Origin of the sequence: Deinococcus sp. YIM 134068, from assembly GCF_036543075.1 — a bacterium.
Lineage (GTDB): Bacteria > Deinococcota > Deinococci > Deinococcales > Deinococcaceae > Deinococcus > Deinococcus lichenicola.
Window position 1 is genome coordinate 94,032 of the sequence record NZ_JAZHPF010000012.1, and the last position, 23,122, is coordinate 117,153.

Here is a 23,122-nt window from a genome sequence, read left to right on the forward strand (position 1 = left end):
GAGCGGTGCTCGCCACCCCTCTCCCAACCCTCTCCCGCAAGGGGAGAGGGCTTTAAGCTGCTCGCGTGGATAGGTTCTCGCGCCGGGACGGCAGGGAGAGGGCGCGTGACTTGCGGGTACGGGGGACGCCGCAGGAGGTGTTGCTGTGGCAGCACTTGCGAGCTGGTCGCATGCTGGGCGTGAAGTTCAAGCGTCAACAACCACTCGGTTTCTACATCGTCGATTTTGTGGCGCTGGAGCGAGGGCTGGTGGTTGAACTCGACGGCGGCCACCACGCAGGAAGTGAGTACGACGCCGTGCGAGATGCGGAACTCCGCGCCAGGGGCTTCACCGTCTTGCGGTTCTGGAACAACGAAGTGACGGACAATCTGGAGGGTGTGCTGGCGCGAATCGTCGAGGCCCTGGGATAGCCCTCTCCCCTTGCGGGAGAGGGTTGGGAGAGGGGTGTCAGCCAAAGGCTGACCTTCACCGCTCCTCACTCCGCCAACCCCTTGTCCGCCCCGTCCCGCCCCGGCTGTCCCTCGCCCACCCCGAGCCGCGCGGCCCGGTGCCCGCTCAGGTTCACGGCGACGTTCTTCGTCTCCATGTAGAAGTCGAAGGAGTAGTCCCCGCCGTCGCGCCCGATGCCGCTGGCCTTCATGCCGCCGAAGGGGGTGGGGAGGTGGCGGACGTTCTCCGAGTTGATCCAGATCATCCCCACGTCCAGCCCCCCCGCGAAGGTGTGCGCGCGGGTGAGGTCGTTCGTCCAGAGGTACGCGGCGAGGCCGTACTTCACGTCGTTGGCGACATACAGCGCCTCCTCCTCCGTGTCGAAGGGGATGACGGTCAGGACCGGCCCGAAGATTTCCTCCTGCGCGACCCGCATCCCGGAACGGGCGTTGGTGATCAGGGTGGGCCGCACGTAGTTGCCCGTCGTGCCGATGCGCTCGCCGCCCACCGCCACCGTCGCCCCATCCTGCCGCGCGATGTCGAAGTACGAGCAGACCTTCTCGAACTGCCGGGGATGGACGAGCGGGCCGACCTCGGTGGCGGGATCGAGGGGATCGCCGACACGGATATTGGCGACACGCTCGGCGAGCTTCGCCACGAACCCGTCGTGGACGGACCGCTCCACGAGCAGGCGGCTGGAGGAGGTGCAACGCTGCCCATTGAGGCTATAGAGCATGAAGATCACGGCGTCGAGGGCGCGGTCGAGGTCCGCGTCGGCGAAGACAACGACCGGATTCTTCCCACCGAGTTCGAGGTGAACGCGTTTGAGGGTGTCGGCACTCTGCCTCTGGATCAGGCTGCCGGTGCTGCTCTCGCCGATGAAGGCGATGGCCTTGATGTGCGGGTGCTCGGTCAAGGCCCTCCCCGCCGTCTCCCCGAGGCCGTGGACGAGGTTGACCACGCCGCCCGGAATCCCCGCCTCGTGCATGATCTCCGCGAGCAGCGTCGCCGTGACCGGACTCCACTCGGCGGGCTTGTGGACGACCGTGCATCCGGCGGCGAGGGCCGGGGCGATCTTCCAGGTGGAGAGCATGAAGGGCGTGTTCCAGGGGGTGATGACGCCGACCGGACCGACCGGCTGACGCAGGGTGTAGTTCAGGAAGCCCTCGGCGGGGAGGCTTTGCCCGTCCTGCGCGGCCTCCGCCCGGTCCGCGAAGAAGCGGAAGTTCTCGGCGGCGCGCGTGGCGGCGGCCTTCATGAAGCGGATGGGCTGCCCGGTGTCCAGGCTCTCCAGCAGGGCGATTTCCTCGGCGCGGTCCTCGATGAGCGCGGCGACGCGGTACAGGAGCTTGCGGCGGGCCTTGCCGCTGAGGGCGCGCCACGCGGGAAAGGCGTCCCAGGCGGCCTGAGCGGCCCGGTCCACGTCGGTCGCGTCTCCGCTGGCCGCGCGGGTGAGCCGGCTGTTGTCGGTGGGCGTGTGGACCTCGAACGTCTCCCCGCTCGCGGCGTCCACCCACCCCCCGCCGATGAAGTGCCGCAGAGGGTGTTGCCGCAGGCGCTGCCTCAGCGTCTCGTGCGTGGGAGCGGGCGGGGATAGGGTCATGGAACCTCCGGGAAGAGGGGGCGCGAATGCTGGAGCAGGACCGCTCAGGAAGGGCGGGCACCGGGGGAGGCGCGGGGAATGGGGCCAGGGCTGGCCGAAGTCGAGTTGTTCTTGCCCCCGTACGGTACGAGGTCCGCCGCCCGCTCACAAGACCGGGACGCACAGAACACACAGGGCCTTCTATGGCATTCGACCTGTAGCCTTCGACAAGGGCGAAGCTGAATGCGCTGTGGGGGAACAGGACCTCCCGCCGGGCGGCCACGCGTTGCCCGTCCGGCTTCAGGCGGTCGGAGCGCCGCCGGACTGCCACTGCCGCTGCCACTGCCGCTGCCGCTGCCACTGCCGCTGTTGGCCGCTGCATCCAGGCGGCACCCAAAAGGACGAACCCGCCTCGTCAGGCGGGCTTTTCTTGGTGGAGTCGAGGGGGATCGAACCCCTGACCTCGTCATTGCGAACGACGCGCTCTCCCAGCTGAGCTACGACCCCGTTTTCATCACCCGCGCGCGGGCGAGGGAGAATCTAGCACGGCTTTTCCCGGCCCGCAAGGGGGCCGCTGTGGAGGCCATCACCGCGCGCCGGGGGAGGGCGGGGGTACACTCCGGCCCATGACGCGCCCGACCCCCGAGGCTACCCCCCCCGCCGCCAGCGGCCAGCCCGGCTCGCCGGACGCCCGGTACGCCTACAAGTTCGGCCAGGAGGGCATTACCTTCGACGACGTGTTGCTGCAACCCCGGCACTCGACGGTCCTGCCGCACGAGGTCAGCGTGGAGACGCAGCTCACGCGGCGGGTGCGGCTGAACATCCCCTTCGTGTCGGCGGCGATGGACACCGTGACCGAGACGGCGATGGCGGTGGCGATGGCGCGCGAGGGCGGCCTCGGCATCCTCCACAAGAACATGGGCGTGGACGCGCAGGCCGAGATGGTCCGCAAGGTCAAACGGTCCGAGAGCGGCATGATCGTGGACCCCATCACCCTGCCCCCGACCGCCACGGTGGGCGACGCCGAGCGCCTGATGGGCGAGTACAAGATCAGCGGCGTGCCCATCACCGACCCCACCGGGCGGCTCCTCGGCATTATCACCAACCGCGACATGCGCTTCGTGGGGGACCTGGGCACGCCCATCACCGACGTGATGACCCGCGAGAACCTCGTCACCGTGCCGGTCGGCACCACGCTGGAGGAGGCGCAGGAGATTTTCAAGCGCCACCGCATCGAGAAGCTGCTCGTCACAGATGCGGAGGGGTTCCTCAAGGGACTGATCACCATCAAGGACCTCACCAAGCGGGTGAAGTACCCGCGCGCGGCGAAGGATGCGCTGGGCCGCCTGCGCGTCGGCGCGGCCATCGGCGTGGGGGCCGACCTGATGGACCGGGCCGGGGCGCTCGTCGCGGCGGGGGCGGACGTGCTGGTGCTCGACAGCGCCCACGGCCATAGCCAGGGCATCCTGAACGCGCTGTCGCGGGTGAAGGAGAACTTCGATGTAGACGTAATAGCTGGGAATATTGCTACAAGAGCTGGAGCGCGTGATCTGATTTTCGCCGGTGCAGACGCAATAAAATGCGGCATCGGTCCAGGTTCGATCTGCACTACACGTATTGTTACGGGCGTCGGCGTTCCCCAGATTACCGCCATCTTCGAGGCGTCCGCCGCCGCGCTGGAGGCGGGCATCCCCGTCATCGCGGACGGCGGCATCAAGCAGACGGGCGACGTGCCGAAGGCGATTGCCGCCGGGGCGAGCGCCGTCATGATGGGGTCCATGCTCGCGGGCACCGACGAGGCCCCCGGCGAGGTCGTGTTGCGCGATGGTCGCCGCTACAAGAGTTACCGGGGCATGGGCAGCCTGGGCGCGATGGACCAGGGGTCGAGCGACCGCTACTTCCAGAGCGGCAGCCGCAAGTTCGTCCCCGAGGGCATCGAGGGCATCATCGCCTACCGGGGCACGGCGGGCGAGGTGCTCTACCAGTTCGTCGGCGGGCTAAGGAGCAGCATGGGTTACTGTGGCGCTCCCGATCTCGACGCCCTGCGCGATACCGCCCAGTTTGTCCGCATCACGGGCGCGAGCCTCGTGGAGAGCCACCCCCACGGGGTCACGATTACGAAGGAGTCGCCGAACTACGGGGGGAAGTGAGGGGCAGGCGCGTGGGGCTTGTAGCTTGTAGAGAAAGGCGTGGAGCGAAGACGGTTCTTCTGCGCTTTTTCCACAAGCCACGAGCGACGAGCCACAGGCCCTGAATCCCGTCCCAACTTCCACACCCCACACCCCACATCCCACTACCCTGTTCCCGTGAAGCGTCTCCTCACTGCCCCGCGCGAACCCGTCAACGCCCTCACCCACTGGGGCGGGGCGCTGGCGGCGCTCGTGGTGCTGGGGCCGCTGCTGTGGTGGGCAGATGCGCGGGGAATGAGCCTGTGGCCCTTCCTCGTTTTCGGGCTGAGCATGGTGGGGCTGTACGCGGCGTCGGCGAGCTACCACTCCTTCCGGGGAGGCGAACGCGGGTTGCGGTGGCTGCGGAAACTCGACCACGCGGGCATCTTCCTGCTCATCGCCGGGAGCTACACGCCCGTCGCGTACTACGGCCTGGACGGCGTGTGGCGCGACGCCGTGCTGTGGGTGATCTGGGGCATCGCCGTCACGGGCATCATTCTCAAGCTCGTCACCATGCGGTTGCCGCGCTGGGTCAGCACGCTGCTGTACGTCGGCATGGGCTGGATTTCCCTCGGGTTGTTGCCGCAACTCGCGCGCAATCTGCCCGCCGCCGCGATTCTCTGGCTGGCGGTGGGGGGAGTGCTGTATTCCATCGGGGCCGTCATCTACGGGACGCGGCGCTGGAATCCGCGCCCCGGCTTCGGCTTCCACGAAATCTGGCACCTGTTCGTCCTCGGCGGGACAGGCGCGCATGTGGCGATGATGTTTCACCTGCGCTGATCAGGGATTCGTGCTGAACGGCCCCGTGAGAAGGCGTTCAAGGCCGCGTTTCGACTTGCCTGATGCTCGGGAGAGGGCCGTCAAGCGGGGCGAGCCTTAAGCGAAACCTTGTGTATGCGGGGGGGTGAGGTGGATAGGCTGCCCGCAATCCGACTTCTTCGGGTCGGTGGCCTTTTCCCGGAGGTTTCCCCCATGTTCCTACGCATCGACAAGCTCCAGTTCGACCTGCCCCTTCCCAACGAGAAGAACCCCAACGCCGCCGCCACCGTGCAGGAGCTGTTCGGCGGGCGCTTCGGGGAGATGTCCACCCTGATGAACTACATGACTCAATCCTTCAACTTCCGGGGGAAGAAGGAACTCAAGCCGTACTACGACCTGATTTCCAACATCGCCGCCGAGGAGCTGGGCCACATCGAACTCGTCGCCGCGACGATCAACGCGCTGCTCGCCGGGCCGGACGTGAAGAGCCGCGAGGAACCCGTCGACCCGACGACCACGCCGCTCGACTTCGCGGTGGGGATGCGGAACGCCCAGAACTTCATCGCGGGCGGCCCCGGCGCGATGGTGCAGGACTCCCGCAACATCCCCTGGACGGGCGACAACGTGTTCTCCAGCGGCAACCTCGTCCTCGACCTGCTGCACAACTTCTTTCTGGAGAGCGGCGCGCGGCAGCAGAAACTCCGCGTCTACGAGGCGGTGTCCGACCCGGTGGCGAAGGCGCTGACGGGCTACCTCCTCGTGCGCGGCGGCGTCCACCAGGTCGCCTACGCGAAGGCGCTGGAGACGCTGACCGGCGTGGAGATGACCAAGATGCTCCCGGTGCCCAAGATCGAGACGGCCAAGATTCCCGAATCCAAGCGGCTGATGGATCAGGGCATCCACCTCAAGCTCTACCGCTTCAGCCCCTCGGACTACACCGACATGGGCAAAATCTGGAAGGGACCGCACCCCGACGACGGGCAGGAAGTGTTCGTGACCGACGAACTGCCGAACGGCGGCGAGACGATGGACAGCGGGCACGACTCGGCGGAGTTCTCACCCGAGTACAGCATGGACGAGATCATGGAGATTGCGAAGAACCTGCACAAGAAGTCAGGACTGGCGGACTGAGGGGAGCGGCCAGCGGCCAGCTTTCAGCCGCCAGCAGAACATCAGGCGCACTTCTGACTCGTGCCCGCAAGTGCAAACCCCCGGCGGTGAACCGGGGGCTTTTCTTTGCTTGGACGAGGGCAACCTCAGAACAGCCCGACGATACCGAGGACCCACCGCTGCACGCTCCCGATGATGTTCCCAATCGGCCCCTGCGCGATGAAGATAAACAGCATCACGATGACGAAGCTGAAGGGCTGCGCCTCGAACTGGGCGAGGCTGCGACCCAGCGACGGCACGAGCGCCCCGATGATGCGGCTTCCGTCCAGCAGCGGGATGGGGATGAGGTTGAAGACGGCCAACACGATGTTGATGCTCAGCACGTACAGCAGCACCGTGACGACGACCGGATTGGACGGCAGGAAGCGCAGGAGCAGCGCGGCGATCAGGGCAATCAGGATATTGCTGATCGGCCCCGCCGCCGAGACCCAGAGCGTGCCCCACCTTCCCAGGTTGCGCGGGTTGATGGGCACCGGCTTGGCGAACCCGAAGCCCGCGATCAGGAGCAGCAGCGTGCCGAAGGGGTCGAGGTGTTTGATGGGGTTGAGCGTCACGCGCCCGAAGCGCCGGGGGGTGGAGTCGCCCAGTTTGTCGGCGGACCAGGCGTGCGCGAACTCGTGGACAGTGAGGGACAGCACGAGCGCCAGCGCGACGATGACGAACGCGGCGGGATTCGTGGTCAGGAGGCTCAGGAGCATATGGGGCGCATTGTACGGGCGGGCGTTCCTCCACACGGGATGACCCCTCACCGAGCCTCACGGCAGCAGCGCCGTCAGCGTCTGCACCCCCTCCACAGCGGCGCGGCGGCCCATTGCAAGCCACCGCTGAGAAAAAGCGTGGCCCATGCCAGCGCGGGTAGAAATGTTCCACGGAGCGGTCGGGGCAATTGGGGGGAGGGTGGCAGCACCCGGCCCACCGTCCACCCGAGGTCCAGTTGCGGCAGCGGCAGGAGATTGAAGGCCGCGTGCAGGGTCAGGGCGAGGGCGGCGCGGCCCAGCCCCAGGCCGATCACGTCGGCGGTGGTGGGCAGTGTCTGTTGTTGAAGCCGTTGCAGCAGGAGCAGCACGAGGGCACACGCGAGCAGCACGGGCGGGCCACTCAGCAGAACGGTGGCGGCGGACTGACCCCGCAGCGCCAGCAGCACCGGGCGGGGAAGGGCCACCCCGACGAGGAGGTACAGCGCCAGCCGCCACAGGCTGAGGTGGACGGCGGGTTCCGGCAGCCCGGAGCCTGACTGCACCGCGCTGGAATCACCCAGAGCGGCGGCGAGCCGGGCCTGCACCGTCCCCTTGAGAATCACGCCGAACAACGTCGCCGTCACGAGGACGAGCAGCAACAGCGGATCGGTGGTGATCAGGGTCAGGGGACCTATCAAGGGTGTCCGCTCAGGTAGGCGCTCAGGGCGGCGCGCTCCTCTTCCAGCGAGCGGACCCGCCCGGCCCGGCGCAACGCGGCGAGGTGCGCGAGGGCCGCCCCGACCGCCGGACCAGGTGGAACTCCGAGGGCCAGCACGTCCCGCCCGGTGAGGACCGGATAGGCGTCCGGGCGCAGCAGGGCGCGGAGAATACCTTCCGGTGAGGTGGGTGCGGCGGGTGCGTCCCCCAGCGCGCGGGCGAGGAGGGAGCCGGGTTTCTCCCCCAATCCCAGCCGGGCGGCGAGGGCGTCCGGGTCGGGCGCGGAGGAGAGGAGGGCCGCCGCGTAGGCCTGAGCGGGCACAGTTTGACCTGCCTCCTGCCGTGCGTCCAGCGCCTCCAGCCGTTCGAGTGCCCCACCGGGCAGGAGCGCCCCCGCCCCCCACTCCTCCAACACGCGGGCGGCCCGGCCCGGCCTCGGCTCGCCGAGCAACAGGCGCAACTCGGCGTGGAGGCGCGGCGTTCGTTCCGCCATCGCCAGCGCGCCTTGCACCTGCCGCAGCAACTCCGGGTGGGCCTCCAGCCCCAGCCGCCCGGCGAGTCGTGCCCCCCGGACGAGTCGGCTGGCGTCCTCGTGGAAGGAGGCGGGGTGAAGGGGCCGCAGCACCCGTGCACGCAGATCGTCCAGCCCGCCCACCTCGTCGAGGAGGGTCACGCCCCCTTCCGGGCCGATGACGAGTGCCAGCGCATTCAGGCCAAAGTCGCGCCGCCGCAGATCGTCCGTCAGGGTGCCGGGTTCGGGGACTGGATTCTCGCCGGGCACCGGGTAGCTCTCCCGCCGCGCCCGCACGAGGTCGGCGTGCCGTCCGTCCGGCAGGATCAGCGTCGCATTCCCGAACGCCGGGTGGACGACCGCTGGCAGGCCCGTCCCCGCCGTGAGATTCCCGGCGTCCGCGCCCTCCACCACCACGTCGAGGTCGAGGGGGGTGCCGCCGAGCAGCGCGTCGCGCACCGCCCCGCCGACGAGGGCGACCCGCGCCCCTGCCCCCGCCCGCCGCGCGAGGTCCGCGAGCCACACCCGGTCCTGTGGTTGGAGGTGCGCCCAGGTACGGGCCGCCAGCTCACCCACTGACCCGATCACTCACTGAAGGAACTGTCATCGAGCGTCACGTTCACCTTGCGCGTCTGCCCCGCGCGCACGACCGTCAGGCTCACGGTGTCGCCCTCCTGCTTGTCGATCAGGGCCGCCTGGAGGTCTTCGAGCGCGTCCACCTCTTCCCCGTCCACCCTCGTGATCACGTCGCCGCCGAGGGCGACCTGCCCGCCGGGGAACTCCCGCGCGTCCTGGGCACCTCGCAATCCGGCGCGGGCGGCGGGGGAGTTCGCCGTCACCTCGCCGACCACCAGCCCATTCTCCGGCAGGCTGAGTTCGCGCTTGCCCTCGCTGGAGAGCGCGCTCAGGCCCACGGGGATGGCCTGCCCCTGCGCCTGCACGACGAGGCCCGGCGTGATGCCCAGCCGGGGGGCGAAGACCAGGCCGCCGTTCGCTGCCTGAAGCCGGGGCAGGAGGTTCTTCGCCGCGTTGATGGGAATGGCGAAGCCCACGCCCGCGCTCTGCCCGGTGCCCGAGGCCGCCCCGGCGGGCGAGTAAATCTGCGTGTTGATGCCGATGACCCGGCCCGTGGAGTCGAGCAGCGGCCCGCCCGAGTTGCCGGGGTTGATCGCCGCGTCCGTCTGGATGGCCTTTTGCGTGATGCCCTCGCCGCTGCCGCTGCCGGAAAAGCCGATGGGAATCTGCCGCGCCGTGCTGCTCACGATGCCCTCGGTGACGCTGAACTCCAGCCCGAAGGGAGCGCCCATCGCCACCGCCTTCTGCCCGACCTTCAACGCGTCGCTGTTGCCGAGCGGGATGGGCCGGATGAGGTTGGCGGGCAGCCCCTCGGCGCGGATGAGCGCGAGGTCGTACTGCGGGGCGAGGCCGATCACGCGCGCCGGGACCGACTCCTCGCGGTCCATGACCCGGATGCGGATGCGGGCGGCGGCCCCCGAGCCGCCATCTCCCGCGACGACGTGGTAGTTGGTCAGGATGTCGCCCTGCGCGTTCACGAAAAAGCCGCTGCCGACGCCCTGCCGCACCTGCGTCTGCCCGCCGCCCCCGAACATCATCGCCATCGGGTCCTGCTCCACCACGTCCTGCTCGGTGGTGATGTACACCAGCCCCGGCTCGTAGCGCCCCACGATGTCGATGGTGTTGCGCTCGTTCTGGAGCCGCGCGGCGGCCTCGTTCACGGCCTGCCCGCCCGCGCTCGTCCCCGTCGTCTGCGTCCCGCTCTGCGTTTGCGTTTGCGTCTGCGCCCCCGACACCGGCACCTGATCGCGCAGCAGGGTTGCTCCCAGCCCCAGGCCCACCAGCACGAGCGTCGCCGCGAGGAGTGGTCGTTTCATGCCCGCATTATCCGCGCACGGGGAGGGGCGGACCTTGAGTCTCCGCCCACTTTCGCCGCTCGGGAACGGGGTCTCAACTCGGCGTTAACTGGAATAGGAGGGGGCCGAACATGGGTGATAAGTCCCGTGTTCGGCCCGACGCTTCAAACGGTCAACGGCGCGTCATCTCAACTTTGCCCGTGTCGTAGGCGTCGGAGATAATTAGCGACCTGTAGGTTCCGGCATATGTGGTGCCATTAAACTTCCCGGTGATGTCTACTGGGTGGGTGCTGAGGGCGTCCTCAATTCTCAGCACCCCAGTGTCGACGTTGCCGGAGACCGCGTTCTTGAAACTGCCGTCCGAGTTCTCGTATACCCCCGTCAGCTCGCCGGTCTGGGTCTGGGCTGTAATCGTCATAACGCCCGGAAAAGTCGAGTTGGACTGATCCTGAGTGAACCGGATGTCCCAGGTGCCGACAGCGGAGTAGGGCGCTGTAGCGGTGTTACACGAGGCCAGGACAGTGGCGAGTGTGCCGAGGAGCAGAAGCTTTCGCATACGGCCTCTGTATAGCAGCCCTACCGGATCGATCCATCGACATTTTCGCGGACGGTGGGGGAGGGCACCGGGGGTATTCCCTGCGGCGGGGGAGTCGTGTGGCCTCCGAGTTCCGCTCCCTACGCCCGCGCCCGCTCCTGCGCCGCGTCCAGCGTGGCGATCTCGGCGGGCGTCATCTGATAGTGCTCGCCGCACCAGTGGCAGACGATCTCCTGCCCGCCCTCCTCGATCATCTCCTGCCGCTCGCCGGGCGCGAAGAACTTCAGGCTGTCGAGCGCCTTCTCGCGCGAGCAGCGGCACTGGAAGCGGGCAGACTGCGCCTCGGCGGCCAGCGTGAGGTCCAGCCCCTCCGCCACGGTCTGCATCGTCTCCAGCAGGCTGCCCCGGCGCAGGTGGTCGGTGATCTGCCCCAGCGCCCGGACGTTCGCCTCCAGCCGCGCGAGCGTCTCGTCCTTCACGCCCGGCATCGCCTGAACGAGCAGTCCGCCCGCGCGCGCCACCCGACCCCCCTCCTCGTACACGCCCAGCAGCACGGCGTTGGGAATCTGCTCGGAGACGCCCAGGTAGGTACTCACGTCCTCGGCGATCTCACCGCTCACGAGTTCCACGCTGCCCGTGTACGGCTCGCCGTTGTCGAGGAGGCGGGTCACGGCCAGCTCTCCCTCGGTGCCCACGATGCCGCTCACGTCGAGCTTGCCGTCGCTCGCCCGCAGGGGCAGGTCGGCCCCCGGCTCGCGCACGTAGCCGCGCACCCGCCCGTCGGCGCTGCCCTCGGCCACGATCCAGCCCACACTTCCGCCCCCCTGCACGCGCACGGTCACGCGGCTGTCGGGCTTCTTGCCCAGCACCACGGCCAGCAGCGCCGAGGCCGCCAGCGTGCGCCCCAGCGCGGCGGTCGCCGTCTTGCTCAGGTGGTGGCGCGTTCGGGCCTCCTCCACGATGGCCGTCGCGTCGATGCCGACAAACCGCAGCGTCCCGCCCGCCGCCGTGCCGCGCAGCAGGAAAGACTGGGGATGGGTGTTCAAAGTCATTAGGAAATCTTACAAGAGGGCACTCAAGGTGGGTGTGGGGGGGCTTGCATTCGTGGCAGGGGATGGAGTTGGGTGCTCTGCCACCTCTGCCTTGAGCGTCGCATAAGCTTGCGCTCCCACGGTCGCGCTTTCTCACCGATCTTGAGACGACCCGTAGACGAACTTCATGCGTTGCATCTACCCTGTGCCCGCGAAGGCGAGGGATGAGACGGCGTTTTTATAAATTTCTCGTCTCTACCGTGCATTTGGGCACAAAGAGGCGTCGCCGGATGCCCGGCCTTCCACCCCAGGAGTTCTCATGAACAAGACTGTCATTCCCCGCGCCGCCCTCCTCGCCACCCTGGCGCTGGCGCTCGCGGCGTGTAACAACCGCAATGCGGACGGTGGCGCGTCCAGCACCCTCGTCGTGCAGGAGAGCGCGGACATCCCGACGCTGGACCCCGGCACGACCTACGACACGGGCAGCGGGCAGGTCGTGGAGAACCTGTACGAGACGCTCGTGACCTACCGGGGCAACAGCCTCTCCGACCTCGACCCCCTGCTGGCGACCGAGTGGGAGACGGGTCAGGATGGGCGCGAGTACCGCTTCGCCCTGCGTGAGGGGGTCGAGTTCCACTCGGGCAACGACTTCAAGTGCGCGGACGCCGAGTACACCTTTCGGCGCAACCTCGTGACGAACACGAGCGACAGCGGCAACTGGTTCCTGTCCGAGAGCCTGCTGGGCACGGGCAGCAACGCGAACGACGACCGCTCGATCACCTGGGAACGGATCACGAACGCCGTGAGGTGCGACGGCGAGACGCTGGTCTTCACCCTGCCGAAGGTCGATCCCGCCTTCCTCGCCAAGCTCGCCTACACCGGCCAGAGCATCGTGGACAGCGCGCACGCGAAGGAAATTGGTGAGTGGGATGGCACCGAGGCGACGTGGCGGGACGCGGTGGGCAAAGACCTCACGGGCAGCCCTCTCGCGCAGAACCCCAGCGGCACGGGGGCCTACCGCTTCCTGAGCAAGAACGCGACCTCCTTCACCGCCGAGGCGTTCGGGGACTACTGGGGCGAGAAGGCGAGCATCAAGAACGTGATCATCCAGGTCGTGCCCGAGCAGGCGGCGCGTCAGCAGGCCTTCTTGCGCGGCGACGCGGACCTGATCGAGACGGGCGGGCGGCCCATCGTGGAGGAGCAGCTTCGCGGCAAGCCGGGCGTCGCCGTCCTCGACGACCTGCCCGACCTCGGTGCCTTCGGCCTCTCGATGAACCAGAACATCCAGAACCGCGAGCTGCTCGGCAGCGGCAGGCTCGACGGGCAGGGCATCCCCGCGAACTTCTTCAGTGACGTGAACGTTCGCCGGGGCTTCGTCGCCGCCTTCGACGTGCCCACCTATATCGAGGAGGTGCAGGGCGGCAAGGGCGAGACGCGCAATTTCCTGCTGCCCGACACCTTCCCCGGCTACGATGAGGACCTCGCGGCCCCGAAGTTCGATCTCGACGCCGCCCGCGAGGCATTCCGGCGGGCGTGGGGCGGGCAGGTGTGGGAACAGGGCTTCACCGTCAACGCGACCTACCGCGCCGGGAGCGTGTCCGCGCAGACCGCGATGGAACTCCTCAAGCGCAACATCGAGTCCCTGAACCCGAAGTTCCGGGTGAACATCCAGAGCAAGCAGTGGAGCGAGATCATCGAGGACGGCAACGCGGGGCGCGAGGTCCTGATCATCACGGGCTGGGCACCCGACTACGCCGACGCCGACAACTTCGTGCACACCTTCTACGCCAGCGACGGGTACTACCAGCCGCGCTCGAACTTCCGGGACCCCCAGATCGACGGGTGGATTCGGGAGGCCCGCACGACCACCGACACCGAGCGCCGCGCCGAGCTGTACGGCCAGGTGGCCCGCCGCGCGCAGGAGCAGGCCTACTACGTGCTGATGCCGAGCAACCCCGGCATCCTCGCCTACCGTGACACCCTCCAGGGCATCAGCGAGGAGACCTTCAACCCGATGACCTCGTTCCGCACGGGGACGCTCTGGAAGGACCTGAGCAAGTCGTAGGGGAGGGCGGCCAGCCGCCAGCCGCCAGCCGCCAGCGACCAGCAAGAACCGTCATCTCTTTCAGCCGTGGGCCGCATTCCAGCGTGGGTGCGGCCCCGCTCTTTATCGCCGCCGGGTATCCTGCCCCCATGCACGACGCCGACGCCTCCGCCGCCCACGCGCGGCCCATCACGCTGCTTCTCGTGGACGATCACCCCGTCGTCCGCAAGGGCACCCGCGAACTGCTGGAGGGGGAAGCCGACCTGCGCGTTCTCGGTGAGGCCGACAGCGGTGAGGACGCCGTGGTCAAGGCCCGCGCCCTCCAGCCCGACGTGATCCTGATGGACGTGTCCATGCCGGGCATGAACGGCATCGAGGCCACCCGCCTCATCAAGGCCGAGCGGCCCGGCGTGGGCGTCCTCGTCCTCACGAGCTACGACGACGACGCCTACGTTTTCGCGCTGCTGGAGGCGGGGGCCGCCGGGTATCTGCTCAAGAACGCCAGCGAGGACGACCTGCTGGGGGCCGTGCGGGCGGTGGCGGCAGGGGAGAGTGCGCTTCACCCCTCCGTCGCCCGCAAGGTGCTGGAGCGGTTCAGCGCGCAGCAGACGCCCACGCCGCCCGAGGACGCGCTCAGCCCCCGTGAGCTGGAGGTGTTGCGGGTCGCCGCCACGGGGCGCACGAACAAGGAGATCGCCCGTGATCTCGATATCAGCCCGCGCACGGTGCAGGTCCACCTTGCCAACATCTTCTCGAAGCTGGGGGTGGGGAGCCGGACGGAGGCGGTGCTGTACGGGATCAAACGGGGGTGGATTGACCCGAAGACGGTGTAGGGGTGAGGGGAGGGGCAGGGCGTCTTGCCACGGTTTGCCCCCACCCCCCAGCCCCCTACCCCCAGAGGGGGCAGGGGGAGCTTGTCGCTGCGCTCGGCAAGTGCTTACAGGCTGCGCTGGTGGACGTGTTCTCTGACTGGCAACGTTTGATCTTGCTGCGCTCTGTCTGGAAGGCCCACCGTCTCGCTGCGCGAGCAAGGCGTGGTGGTGGGATGGGCCGTCGGCTCACGGGCAAGAATTGGCCGTCGAGAGTGACGGTTTTTAGAGCGCAAAGGCACAAGCAGCTTTTCTCCCTCTCCCCTCGTGGGAGAGGGCCGGGGTGAGGGGGCGTGTGACATCCTCTACCGCTCAACTCCCGCGAACCGCCTTTCTTGCTCCTCGCCTCAATCGCTCGATGTGTTCTTTTCTCCCTCCTTGTGGGAGAGGGTCGGGGAGGGGGGCGGCAGGCTGAGCCTGCCCTCCTGCACGCCGAGGCTTTAGCATCTGTTTCAACTCCCCGCGTCGCCTCCACTCCCCATGACCCTCCCCCCCTTCCCCCCCGACTTCGGCACCGCCCCCACCGCCCGCGCGTTCGGTGCGGCGCTGGCCGAGTTCGCGTGCCGGACGGTGCGGGCGCACGGGGTTCAGGTGTGGGCGGTGGTCGGCGGGTCCCTCACGGTGGTGGGGGAGGAGGGCCGGGGGCTGGGGCTGAGTGACGGGACGCTCGCGGCGCGGTCGCTGGCGCACGGGGGTCCGCTGGAGGAGGGGATGCTCGCCTGCGTGCCCTTCGGGGGCGGGGTGCTGGAACTCGTGGGGGCGGACCCGGCGGGGATGGAGGCGCTGAGCGGGCTGGCCCCGCTGCTGGTGCTGGCGCTGGAGGGCGTGCAGGCGCGGGAGGCGCGGCGCGGGCAGGGCCGGGTCGCGGAGACGGTGGAGCGGCTGGTGCGGCGGCTGGGCGGCAGCCTCGACCTCGCGGAGGTGCTGACCGCTACCGCCGAGAGCGCGGCCCTCGCGCTGGGCTTCGGGCGGGCCTTCGTGGGCCTGTTCAGCGAACTCGGGGAGGATGGGGCGCGGACCGGGGAGATTTTCACCCACGGCTTCGACGCGGCCTTCACGGGCGGGATCGGGGTGGGGCCGGTGTCCCTCGGGCGGCTGATGGGCCGGGGCGAGGTCATCCTCTTTGAAAAGACGCGGGACGCGGGCACCCCCCTCGCGGCAGGGCTGGCGGAGCTGGACCCGGAGGTGGCCCTCATCGCGCCGCTGTCCGCGCGGGGCCGTCCGCTGGGTCTCCTATACGTGGACAGCCGCTCGCCGGGTGCCCGCGTGACCGAGGACGACACGTGGCTGGTCCTCGCGCTCGCGGAGCAGGCTTCTCTGGCGATAGACAACGCCCGCCTGTACGCCATCGAGACGCGCAAGCGGGAGGCCGCCGAGGCGTTGCGTGAGGCGGGGGCGGCGCTCGCGGGCAGCCTGCATCTCAGCGACACGCTGGAGCGGCTGCTAGAGCGGGCGGTCGCCCTCTTCGGCGCGGACGCGGCGGGCGTCTACAAGCTGCAACCCGACGGGCGGACCCTCAGCATCCGCAGCGCGGTCGGGCTGCCGAGTGAGTACGTGCTGCGTGTGCGGGCGAAGGTGGGCGCGGGGGTCACGGGCCGGGCGGTGGAGCGCCGGGAGATCGTCGCGGCCCGCGATCTGAACACCGCTCACCTCGGCGGGGGAAGCCGCTACACCCGGCAGCTTCTCGCGCAGGGGCGCTACCCGTACCGGGGCGTCGTCGGCCTGCCGCTGGGCACCCGCGCCGGGGTCTTCGGGGCGCTGACCCTGTACTGGACCGCGCCGCTGCCGCTGGACGGGGACGACCTCGCCCTGACCGAGGTGTTCGCCGCGCAGGCCAGCCTTGCCATCGAGAACGCCCGGCTGTACGAGGAGGAGCAGCGCCGCGAGCGGGAGGCCGCCGTGCTCCTCAACGTCGGGCGGCTGCTCGGCGAGGACCAGAGCGACCGCGCCCTGGCCGAGGCCGCGCGGCTCGCCACCCTCGCGCTGAATGCCGGGCGCGGATTGATCGCCCTCACCGGGGAGGCGGGGACCCGCTGCGCGACCTTCAACCTGCCCGCGCCCACGCCCGCCGAGCTGTCGGGGCTGCTCTCGCACCTCGGGCGTGGCCCCCGGCCCCTCGCGCGGCGTCACGCCCTGCCGGGGGCGGGAAGTGCCCTGATCGTGCCCCTGCGCGGGACGGACGGCGACGAGGTGCTCGGCTTCCTCTACGCCGATGACCCCGGTGCCGAGGTGCCGGGCGACCGGGTGCTCCACCTCGCCCGCAGCGTGGCCGACCAGATGGCGCTGACGCTGACCCGCGAGAGATTGCTCGCCGCCCTCGCCCGCGAGGAGGCCCGCTACCGCCAGCTCGCGGAGGGGGCACACGACCTCATCCTCAGCGCCGATCCCTCGGGGACCGTCACCTACGCGAACCCCGCCGCGACCCGGCTGCTCGCGCCGCTGACCGGGCCGCTCGTCGGGGCATCTCTGCTGGCCCTCGCCACGCCCGCGACCCGGCCCGCCCTGCACGCCGCCTGGGACGCCGCCCACACCCGCCCCGCCGGGGGCCGCGCCGAGATCGAGGTGGCGGGCTACCGCCTGGAGGTGCGCCTGAGCGCCGTGCGTCCGGCGGGCATCCTGCATGGGGTCCTAACCGTCGCCCGCGACCTCTCCGAACTCCAGACCCTCGCCGACGAGATTCAGCGGCGGGGGCAGGCGCTGGAGGCCGCCACGAGCCGCACGCTGGAGCTGCGGAGCTACCTCACCCTCTTCACGCAGGCGCAGGAGGAGGAACGCCGCCGCATCAGCCGCGAACTCCACGACGACACGGCGCAGGTCCTCGTGTCCACCACCCGCCGCGTCGCCCGCCTCGCCCGCGAGCTGGGCGGCGAGCAGCGCGCCCGCGCCGACGACATCCTCGGGGACCTCCAGCAGGCCATCGAGAGCGTGCGCCGCTTCGCCCGCAACCTGCGCCCCAGCGTGCTCGACGACCTCGGCCTCCTCCCGGCCCTCGAATGGCTCGCGTCGCAGGCGCGCACCGACACCCGGCTGGAGATCAGCGGGGCCGAGCGGAGGTTGCCGCCCGCCCTCGAACTCACCGTGTTCCGGCTGGCGCAGGAGGCCCTGACGAACGTGGACAAGCACGCCCACGCCTCAAGCGCCGCCATCCGGATCGCCTTCGATGAGGGCGGCGTGCGCGTGGCGGTGAGCGACGACGGGCAGGGCTTCACGCCGGGGCAGGCGCAGGCCCGCGCGCAGGCGGGGCACCTCGGCCTCATCGGCCTGCGCGAGCGCGTGGCCCTCGCCGGGGGGGAGCTGGAGGTGGACAGCGAGCCGGGGCGGGGGACGACGCTGAGATTCAGGCTGCCGGGGTAAAGCCGACCCGTTCTGCAGCTTGTTTGCGTATACTTATGAGCAAGATTAGATTTTAGATCCTACTTCGTACGATATTCCTCTGCTGTGCTACTCTGCTGGTATGACGGTCGTCCAACACCTCAGGCTCCTCGGCGACCCTCAAGCCCAGATCGTCAATGTCGCTCAAGTACCGCAATACAGTCCACTCCGCTATCCCGGCGGCAAGTCTTGGTTTATTCCCAGAACGCGGCGTTGGATAGCCTCGCGGGGTCGACCGGGCGTCTTCCTGGAACCGTTCGCGGGGGGTGGCTCCAACGCTTGCGCCGTTGCCCTGGAGGGACTGGCCGACCGGGTGGTGATGGTGGAGCTTGATGACCGGGTGGCGGCGGTTTGGCAGGTCATCTTCAGCAAAAGGGCGGAGGCCCTGGCGGCACGGATAGAGACGTTTGAGATGACTGCCGAAGCCGCAATGACCATCGTTCGGAGTGAACCGACAGACCCCTTCGAGGTGGCCTGGCGCACACTGGTCCAGAACCGCGTGAGTCACGGCGGGATTATCGCGCCGGGCGGTGGCGTCCTGAAACATGGCGAGGGCGGGAAGGGGGTGCGGAGCCGTTGGTATCCCGGCACCCTGGCGCGTCGTGTCCGGGCACTGTCCGCCGTCCGCGAGCGGGTCACGGTCCTTCAGGGGGATGGGTTGGAGGCCGTCGCTGGCTACACCGGACGGCGAGACACCGCCGTCTACATCGATCCCCCTTACACGGCGGGAGGGAAGAAGGCCGGTCGGCGGCTGTACACCTATCACGTTGTGGACCATGAGCGCCTCTTCGGCCTGGCGGCGGGCCTTCACAACGCGGTGTTAACCTACGACCACACACCCGAGGTCTACTGTTTGGCCACCCATAACGGGTTTCAGGTCAAGCCTATCGCCATGAAGAACACCCATCACGCCGTCATGAACGAACTCCTCATCGGCAACGATTTAAGTTGGGACGTTTGAAGGTCTAGGCCCTTCTCTTGCCTCCTGGCTTCCTGGCCGGCCTCGGGTTCTTGCCCGTCGTGTCCTTGATAAACTTCGTCAGGATCGCCTTCTGGACCAGACGATCTGAACCGGCGGGCGTCTGTGTCGCCGCTGTCAGAGCCGCGCTGAACTTGCTGTACACCGTCTTGACGTGCACAAGCTGGAAGATTCTTCCTGCGCGTTCCAGATCGACGATCACCCAGGCCATCTCCTGATGGGTGTCGGTGGGAGTGGTGACGGCGCTCAAGTAGGGCATGGTATTCCAGAACGCTTCCTGCACGCAGACGGCGATGGGCTTGCCCCAGGCGTGGAGAATGCTCCCCTTCCACGCCAGTTGCGGGACCAGACGCTTGCGCGAACTGCTGAGCCAGTCCGGGCGGGGTGGATTGGCACCGTTCCAGGTGGGTCCGCCCATATACTCCAGAAAGGGATTGCCGACGTTGCCGCTGATGTACACGGCCTGCACCTCCAGGGCGGCATAGGTGTTCACGGCGTAGTCGGTGATGATCTTGCTGCCGGGTTGAGCCACGTCGATGCTTGCCAGCACGTAGTCTATGTTTCCGGCGCTGGTCTCCCTCACCTCCGGGGCCGCCGGGTCCTCGGTCTCTGCGGCAGGGTCGCCCGCTTCCGTCAGGATGTCTATGGCGACTTCCGTGCTGGACGCGGCGGGCACCAGACGCACCTCTGGAACAGGTCGCAGATGGGCGGCTGGAACGCCCAGAACAGGTCCCGCCCAGGCCGCCGTCGCGTTCAGCATCACACCACTTTCGGTGAATCTGACCGGGCAGGTAATGGACGGCCTTCCACCTGCATAGACGCTGCATACTCCAAGCGGATCAGTTCGGCTGTCCTTCGTGCACCGGGCGAACTGGTGTTCGAAGGGAAGCTGTGAGTGGGGGGTAGAGAGGTCGCGCCGCGCGTCCGGGGAGGTGGGCCGGAAGGGACACAGGCGCAGAGACCGGAACAGTTCCACATCTGGGTCGCGCACGTCCGTGGGAAATCCGAAGACTTCGGCCAGATAGGTCTCAGGAGCTTTCGAGGCCATACTCTGCACTCTCGCACGGCAGGCCGTTCGTATGTTGCACGAGACTCTGTGCCGGACTGACCGGCTTTCTCGACTTAGCCGCACGAGGGAATGGAGACGGTGTCCCTCACCCAAGCTGCTCCAGGAGTAGCTCCCATTCCACCTACCGCGCGCCTGCCCTATAGGCAGTCCCGGCACCCTGGGGGCATGCTCCTCCAACGGACGGTGAAACAGAGTGCTGGCGAAAACGGCCCGCGCGTTGCGGAACTTTGGGAGGATGTGATCGTACTGCTCCCTCCCAGGAGACGAGGGAACCAAAATGCAGAATCTGCTTCCACGGGAGTCGGTTGGGTGAGACGACTTCGCAAAGGCCGCCCAACCCCGGATAAGGATGTGAGCTGCCATCAGCCGCCCGTCATCCGGGGCCGCTACATCCAGGGAGAAAGCGTCCCTTCATGGGGAAGTTCCCCTGTTCCCCCCTCAAGGAGTCCTATGCGTGCTGCTTCCCGTCTTCGTCCGGCCCTGGCCCTCGCCGCCGTGACGCCCCTCTCCCTCGCCCCCCTCGCCGCCGCGCAGGTGCGGAGCCAGAGCATCGTCGTCAATCCGGCGACCCTCAGCCTCACCCTCATGGATGCGGATACCAACCGGCCCGTGCCCGGCTACGACCCGATTCCGCCCGGCGCGACCCTGGACCTCTCCAAACTGCCCCGCCGCCTCACCCTGCGCGCGAACACCGCCGGACGGGTGGGCAGCGTCCGCTTCGGTCTGGACGGCAGGGACAACGCCCGGACCGAGAACACCGCGCCCTACGCCCTGTGCGGCAATGCGGGGGGCGACTACACGGCGTGCGGCTCCGACGTGTTCACGCCCGGCGGGCACTGGGTCAGCGTCACGCCCTATGCCGGGGCCAACGCGGGCGGCGCGGCGGGCGCGGGGGTGCAGGTGAACTTCACGGTGGTGCGCGGCGCGGCCCCCGCCCCGGCGTTCTCCGTCACGGGCCTGACCCTGGTGGACGCCGACACCGACCGCCCGGTGCCCGGCTTCGACCCCATCCCGGCGGGGGCGCGGCTGCGGCTCTCGGCCCTGCCGCGCCGCCTGAACGTGCGCGCGAACGTGTCGGGTGGGGTGGGCAGCGTGCGCTTCGTGTGGGAGAACGGCCAGACGGTGCTGGAGAACGAGGCCCCCTTCGCCCTGTGCGTGGATGGCCGCGACCGGAGCGGCAAGAAGGGCAACTACTACCCCTGCGACGCCCGGCTGTTCGCGCCCGGCGACCACCGCGTGACCGCGACGCCCTTCGCCAAGATGTTCGCGGGCGGCGCGGCGGGTCCGGCGCTGACGTGGAGCTTCACGGTCGAACGCTGAGGCAAGAGGAGGTGCGGCCTTCACTTTCAAGCGGAGCGGCGAACGATATCTGCCGCTCCGCCTGACGTTGGTGAGTCGCTGTCGTTGTCCAGGTCAACGGATGAGCTTGAGATCGAGGGGCGCGTAGAGATTGCCGTAATATGGCCTGCGATATCCGAAAAGGTCGCCAACGTACACAATCAAGTTTTGCCTGTCTGTGGTCCGGTCATCTGGCAAGCCTGGCCTGTCAAAGAAGCTCAGGTCAAAGTCCGCGCGCATCGTCGCACCATCACCCCGACTGGGGTCAACGCCCAGGATTCTCGTGAAGTCGGACTCATTTTCTGTCCAGCCGCTCGCCCAGAAGCCGAGCCGGATGGGGAGCGGACCATCGAGGGGCGGGTCCACCGTGACCACGACCGTACCCCGCTTGATCTCGCCGTCACGGCCACTGACGAACGTCGGCTCGAACCGCGCGCTGACTTTCAAACCACGCACTCCGATGGTGAGCAGCGCGCTCGCCACGTCCCGCCCTCCCGCACTGGCAATCAGGAGATAGGGGGCCTGTATATCTTCCGGAACGTTGGAGAGAAGATCAGTTGGTGCGGCGATAGAGATGTCCTGCGTCGTGGTACCCGGACCACTGAAGTTCACTCGGGTGGTTTCCAATCGCGGCAAGTTCGGCTCCAGCCCTGAATTGAGGCGCTCCAGACGCAGGTCCAGTGGCCCGCTCACGTTCGCATCAGAGGAAAAGGTGGCGCGTACACTGGCGCTGTGCTTGTGAAAGACCGTCAGCAGCGAGCGGTCCAGAGAGAGTCCAACGGGCAGAGGCTTATCGGTGCAGTAGATTCTGGGGTCGGCCCAGTCGGCGTGGTCATAGCTGATCCCGTCCCCGGCGTCCGTCACGACCAGGCGCAACTCCCGCTTTCCTGTGATGTCAAGATCAATACGCTGGGCCAGGTAGTCTCCCGTCAGGCGTCCGGTGTCCCACCTGAGTTCGCCGTCTAGAAACACCTGGAATATCACGCTGCCTCTGGACCCCACCTCGTCGTCCACGCCCACGTCCACCGAAAATCGCGTGCATTGTGTCCCATTCGTCCCCTTCAGGCTGAAGCGCAATTCCGACCCCGCGTGGACGCCGTAGCCCTGCGGGTACGTCTGGCCGTTCAGCGTGATCGCCCTGCCGTCCCCGGCCTTCTGCTCGCCGTTGCTGGTGTTCTTCTCGACGGGTCCCCAGGCGTTCTTGGCCGAGAGGATCGGCTCGTATTGCAAGGTGTTTTCGCCGGGGGTGAGGCTCAGGGGAAGAACTTGATCTGCGGGGGCAATAAAGGACCAGGGGTGGCTCATGCCGCCCGCGTAGGGGTCGCTCCCGCCTTCCTGGGTCGTCTGAGGCTGTCCACAGCCAACGAGTGCAGGGGTCATTCCCAGAGCGAGCAGGAGCAGGCGTCGCGGGGCACTCTGCATGGGGCAACCTCCGGCCACCGTGAGAACAGACGGCATGAGGGGTGGCTGAGGTCAGTGTGCCCGCCTCCTAAAGTTTTTCATGTTCAGTGGGCCTTCATGAGTGGCGAACGACGAGGAGGGCAGGAGGTCCACACCTCTGGGTTTCGCCCTCGCTCGACTGGGCGGGCACCCTGTTGTTGCTCCTTCACCCGTGCCGCCACAGGAACGCCTCCCGCTCCATCCACGCCAGCCCGGCTGAGGGAACGCGCCGCCGCCCGGCGGCCCCGTCCCAGGACGGACGCGGCGTCCCGGTCCTCCGGTTCTCTCGGCGCGCAGGGGGGTCCGCGAGGCCCTACACTGCCCACACGTCCCCAAGGAGCCGACCCCTGTGATCCGTTGACCCACTGCCTCGGCAAGAGCTTCGTCATTCACCCCGGTGGGTGGTCTTTCTTCCTGAACAGTGAGGTGTCAACGCTGACCGCCTGACAGAAAGTATGAGAAAGCGTCCCCGGTAGGGGACACTTTCTGTTTGTGACAACTGAAAATGCCGCCGGGGACGCTCCTCGACTCTACCAGGCTGTCCTGGCTCAGCTCCAGACT

At 68.3% G+C, this 23,122-nt stretch carries 18 protein-coding genes and 1 tRNA gene; 9 read left to right on the plus strand and 10 right to left on the minus strand.

Annotation, left to right across the window (positions count from 1 at the left end; translation table 11 throughout):
* Positions 1 to 65: 65 nt before the first annotated feature.
* Complete coding sequence (locus V3W47_RS12710; protein ID WP_331825590.1) at positions 66 to 410, plus strand: endonuclease domain-containing protein; 345 nt, start codon at positions 66 to 68, stop codon at positions 408 to 410.
* 65 nt (positions 411 to 475) lie between these two features.
* On the opposite strand, the gene hpaE is transcribed toward V3W47_RS12710, so the two are convergent.
* A complete protein-coding gene (hpaE, locus tag V3W47_RS12715; protein WP_331825591.1) occupies positions 476 to 2,032 on the minus strand; it encodes a 5-carboxymethyl-2-hydroxymuconate semialdehyde dehydrogenase in 1,557 nt (518 codons plus the stop codon).
* A 410-nt stretch (positions 2,033 to 2,442) separates the two neighbouring features.
* Positions 2,443 to 2,518 (minus strand) — tRNA-Ala (locus V3W47_RS12720).
* Between the two features lie 119 nt (positions 2,519 to 2,637).
* Between V3W47_RS12720 and guaB the strand changes: the two genes are divergently transcribed.
* The 3 genes from guaB to V3W47_RS12735 all read left to right on the plus strand — a co-directional run bounded on the left by guaB (position 2,638) and on the right by V3W47_RS12735 (position 6,069).
* Positions 2,638 to 4,161 (plus strand): IMP dehydrogenase, encoded by a 1,524-nt coding sequence (guaB, locus tag V3W47_RS12725; RefSeq protein WP_331825592.1) that lies wholly within the window; start codon positions 2,638 to 2,640, stop codon positions 4,159 to 4,161.
* A 156-nt stretch (positions 4,162 to 4,317) separates the two neighbouring features.
* The gene (gene trhA, locus V3W47_RS12730; RefSeq protein ID WP_331825593.1) at positions 4,318 to 4,959 is read left to right on the plus strand and encodes a PAQR family membrane homeostasis protein TrhA; all 642 of its coding nucleotides are present in this window, start codon (positions 4,318 to 4,320) and stop codon (positions 4,957 to 4,959) included.
* Between the two features lie 192 nt (positions 4,960 to 5,151).
* Complete coding sequence (locus tag V3W47_RS12735) at positions 5,152 to 6,069, plus strand: manganese catalase family protein (protein WP_331825594.1); 918 nt, start codon at positions 5,152 to 5,154, stop codon at positions 6,067 to 6,069.
* A 125-nt stretch (positions 6,070 to 6,194) separates the two neighbouring features.
* Here V3W47_RS12735 and V3W47_RS12740 read toward each other — a convergent pair whose 3' ends face one another.
* From V3W47_RS12740 to hslO, 6 genes are all read right to left on the minus strand, one after another.
* A complete protein-coding gene (locus tag V3W47_RS12740; protein ID WP_331825595.1) occupies positions 6,195 to 6,806 on the minus strand; it encodes a site-2 protease family protein in 612 nt (203 codons plus the stop codon).
* Between the two features lie 74 nt (positions 6,807 to 6,880).
* Positions 6,881 to 7,483 carry a hypothetical protein gene (locus tag V3W47_RS12745; RefSeq protein WP_331825596.1) on the minus strand — a complete coding sequence of 201 codons (603 nt, stop codon included), beginning with the start codon at positions 7,481 to 7,483 and terminating at the stop codon, positions 6,881 to 6,883.
* Positions 7,480 to 8,601, minus strand: coding sequence for a tRNA nucleotidyltransferase/poly(A) polymerase family protein (locus V3W47_RS12750; RefSeq protein WP_331825597.1), 1,122 nt, complete (start codon positions 8,599 to 8,601; stop codon positions 7,480 to 7,482). Before V3W47_RS12750 ends, V3W47_RS12745 begins: the two co-directional genes overlap by 4 nt.
* Positions 8,598 to 9,905, minus strand: a complete 1,308-nt coding sequence (locus V3W47_RS12755; protein ID WP_331825598.1) for a S1C family serine protease — start codon at positions 9,903 to 9,905, stop codon at positions 8,598 to 8,600. The genes V3W47_RS12750 and V3W47_RS12755 overlap by 4 nt, the downstream gene beginning before the upstream one ends.
* Positions 9,906 to 10,056: 151 nt before the next feature.
* Complete coding sequence (locus V3W47_RS12760) at positions 10,057 to 10,440, minus strand: hypothetical protein (protein ID WP_331825599.1); 384 nt, start codon at positions 10,438 to 10,440, stop codon at positions 10,057 to 10,059.
* A gap of 119 nt (positions 10,441 to 10,559) precedes the next feature.
* On the minus strand, positions 10,560 to 11,471 hold the full coding sequence (gene hslO / locus V3W47_RS12765) for an Hsp33 family molecular chaperone HslO (protein ID WP_331825600.1): 912 nt from the start codon (positions 11,469 to 11,471) through the stop codon (positions 10,560 to 10,562).
* A 298-nt stretch (positions 11,472 to 11,769) separates the two neighbouring features.
* Here hslO and V3W47_RS12770 point away from each other — a divergent pair, with 298 nt between their 5' ends.
* From V3W47_RS12770 to V3W47_RS12785, 4 genes are all read left to right on the plus strand, one after another.
* On the plus strand, positions 11,770 to 13,515 hold the full coding sequence (locus V3W47_RS12770; RefSeq protein ID WP_331825601.1) for an ABC transporter substrate-binding protein: 1,746 nt from the start codon (positions 11,770 to 11,772) through the stop codon (positions 13,513 to 13,515).
* 128 nt (positions 13,516 to 13,643) lie between these two features.
* Complete coding sequence (locus V3W47_RS12775) at positions 13,644 to 14,327, plus strand: response regulator (RefSeq protein ID WP_331825602.1); 684 nt, start codon at positions 13,644 to 13,646, stop codon at positions 14,325 to 14,327.
* A 516-nt stretch (positions 14,328 to 14,843) separates the two neighbouring features.
* Positions 14,844 to 17,717: a GAF domain-containing sensor histidine kinase gene (locus tag V3W47_RS12780; RefSeq protein ID WP_331825603.1), complete on the plus strand. Its 2,874-nt coding sequence runs from the start codon at positions 14,844 to 14,846 to the stop codon at positions 17,715 to 17,717.
* Positions 17,718 to 17,817: 100 nt separating this feature from the next.
* The gene (locus V3W47_RS12785) at positions 17,818 to 18,696 is read left to right on the plus strand and encodes a DNA adenine methylase (protein ID WP_331825604.1); all 879 of its coding nucleotides are present in this window, start codon (positions 17,818 to 17,820) and stop codon (positions 18,694 to 18,696) included.
* 4 nt (positions 18,697 to 18,700) lie between these two features.
* On the opposite strand, the gene V3W47_RS12790 is transcribed toward V3W47_RS12785, so the two are convergent.
* Positions 18,701 to 19,474 carry a NotI family restriction endonuclease gene (locus V3W47_RS12790; protein ID WP_331825605.1) on the minus strand — a complete coding sequence of 258 codons (774 nt, stop codon included), beginning with the start codon at positions 19,472 to 19,474 and terminating at the stop codon, positions 18,701 to 18,703.
* Positions 19,475 to 20,233: 759 nt separating this feature from the next.
* Here V3W47_RS12790 and V3W47_RS12795 point away from each other — a divergent pair.
* Complete coding sequence (locus V3W47_RS12795) at positions 20,234 to 21,103, plus strand: hypothetical protein (RefSeq protein WP_331825606.1); 870 nt, start codon at positions 20,234 to 20,236, stop codon at positions 21,101 to 21,103.
* Positions 21,104 to 21,196: 93 nt separating this feature from the next.
* Here the strand turns inward: V3W47_RS12795 and V3W47_RS12800 are convergent, their stop codons facing one another.
* The gene (locus V3W47_RS12800; protein WP_331825607.1) at positions 21,197 to 22,426 is read right to left on the minus strand and encodes an NPCBM/NEW2 domain-containing protein; all 1,230 of its coding nucleotides are present in this window, start codon (positions 22,424 to 22,426) and stop codon (positions 21,197 to 21,199) included.
* Between the last annotated feature and the right edge of the window lie 696 nt (positions 22,427 to 23,122).